This window comes from Dietzia maris, from assembly GCF_014144855.1.
Lineage (GTDB): Bacteria > Actinomycetota > Actinomycetes > Mycobacteriales > Mycobacteriaceae > Dietzia > Dietzia kunjamensis.
The window spans coordinates 1-1,675 of record NZ_JAALDN010000178.1; the positions used below are offsets into that span (position 1 = coordinate 1).

A 1,675-nucleotide genomic window follows, 5' to 3' on the forward strand; every position below is an offset into this window, starting at 1 on the left:
GGCGGGACGAGGATCCCGCGGCCGGAGCCGCGTTGCCGGCCGAGGAGGCGGGACCCGGGTAGGCCGACTCGTCGCGGCGCCGGCCGTCGAGGGGGGTCGAGCCGAGTTCGGAGGCACCGCCGGTGTCACCGGAGGCGCCGGGGACCGACTCGTCGTCGTCGAGGTGGTGGCGGCCGCGACGCGACTGTCCCGCGCCGGCGGTGACCGGACGGGACCCGCCGTCGAACCCGGCGGCGATGACGGTCACTCGGACCTCGTCTCCGAGCGAGTCGTCCACGACGGTGCCGAAGATGATGTTGGCCTCCGGGTGCGCCTCCTCCTGCACGAGCGTGGCGGCCTCGTTGATCTCGAACAGCCCCAGGTCGCTGCCGCCCGCGATGGACATGAGCACGCCCTTGGCGCCCTCCATCGTGGTCTCGAGGAGCGGGGAGTTGATGGCGGCCTCGGCGGCCTTGAACGCGCGTCCCTCCCCGCGGGAGGAACCGATGCCCATGAGGGCGCTGCCCGCCCCGGACATGACGCCCTTGACGTCGGCGAAGTCGACGTTGATCACGCCGGGCGTGGTGATGAGGTCGGTGATGCCCTGGACGCCGTTGAGGAGGACCTCGTCCGCGGTCTTGAAGGCCTCCATCATCGACACGCCCGCGTCGCCGAGCTGGAGCAGGCGGTCGTTGGGGATCACGATGAGCGTGTCGCAGGCCTCGCGGAGCTGGTCGATGCCGGTGTCGGCCTGGCCTCCGCGGCGCTTGCCCTCGAACGAGAACGGGCGGGTGACCACTCCGACCGTCAGGGCGCCGAGCTTGCGGGCGATCGCGGCCACGACGGGCGCGCCGCCGGTGCCGGTCCCGCCGCCCTCACCGGCGGTGACGAAGACCATGTCGGCCCCCTTGAGGACCTCCTCGATCTCGTCCTTGTGGTCCTCGGCGGCCTTGCGACCGACCTCGGGGTCCGCGCCGGCGCCCAGCCCGCGGGTGAGCTCGCGGCCGACGTCCAGCTTGACGTCGGCGTCCGACATGAGGAGGGCCTGCGCGTCGGTGTTCACGGCGATGAACTCGACGCCCTTGAGCCCCTCGTCGATCATCCGGTTGACCGCGTTGACGCCGCCTCCGCCGATCCCGACGACCTTGATGACTGCGAGGTAGTTGTGCGGTGAGCTCATCGAGGCCCGGCCTTCCTATGGGGGTGTCGTGCTCGGTTGCATGCTGTCTCGACGAAAGTTCCGCGAGCCTAAAGTCTCACCCTCTAGTTGAGGGTTAAACTTGCTGGTCAGAGGCCTTTTCCGCCGTCTGCACACACGGTAGGTCCAGCAGCCCCGCGCGTCCACGAGGCTCGCGGGCGTGTCGTGTCCACCGGCTCGCGACCGGGCTACCGCGAGGCCGGCAGCGCGGGGTTGGACACGTTCCAGATCTGGCCCGGTTGCTCGAGCACCATCTGCAGGGCGACGGCCTTCTCGTGATCCCGTCCCGCCGCGCCCCATTCCACGATCCGCCCGTCGGCGAGCGTGAGGACGATCGACGCCGGGGTCTCCACCTCCACCGAGGCGATCTCCTGCCCCGCCGTGCCGCGCACCTCGGCGAACACGGTCGCCAGATCGCGGACGATCGACGGAAGGTCCGCGTCGGCCGCGTCCCCCACGGTGAGCAGGGGCGTGCCGGGCGGGGGCTCACCGGGGCCG

Annotated in this window: 1 protein-coding gene and 1 pseudogene; both read right to left on the minus strand. The window is 71.3% G+C overall.

Annotated features, from left to right (window positions below; translation table 11 throughout):
- A partial coding sequence (gene ftsZ / locus G6024_RS06465; RefSeq protein WP_235027788.1) for a cell division protein FtsZ occupies positions 1-1,159 on the minus strand: 1,159 nt, incomplete at its 3' end.
- Between the two features lie 206 nt (positions 1,160-1,365).
- A pseudogene (locus tag G6024_RS06470) lies at positions 1,366-1,675 on the minus strand (cell division protein FtsQ/DivIB); the annotation flags it as partial.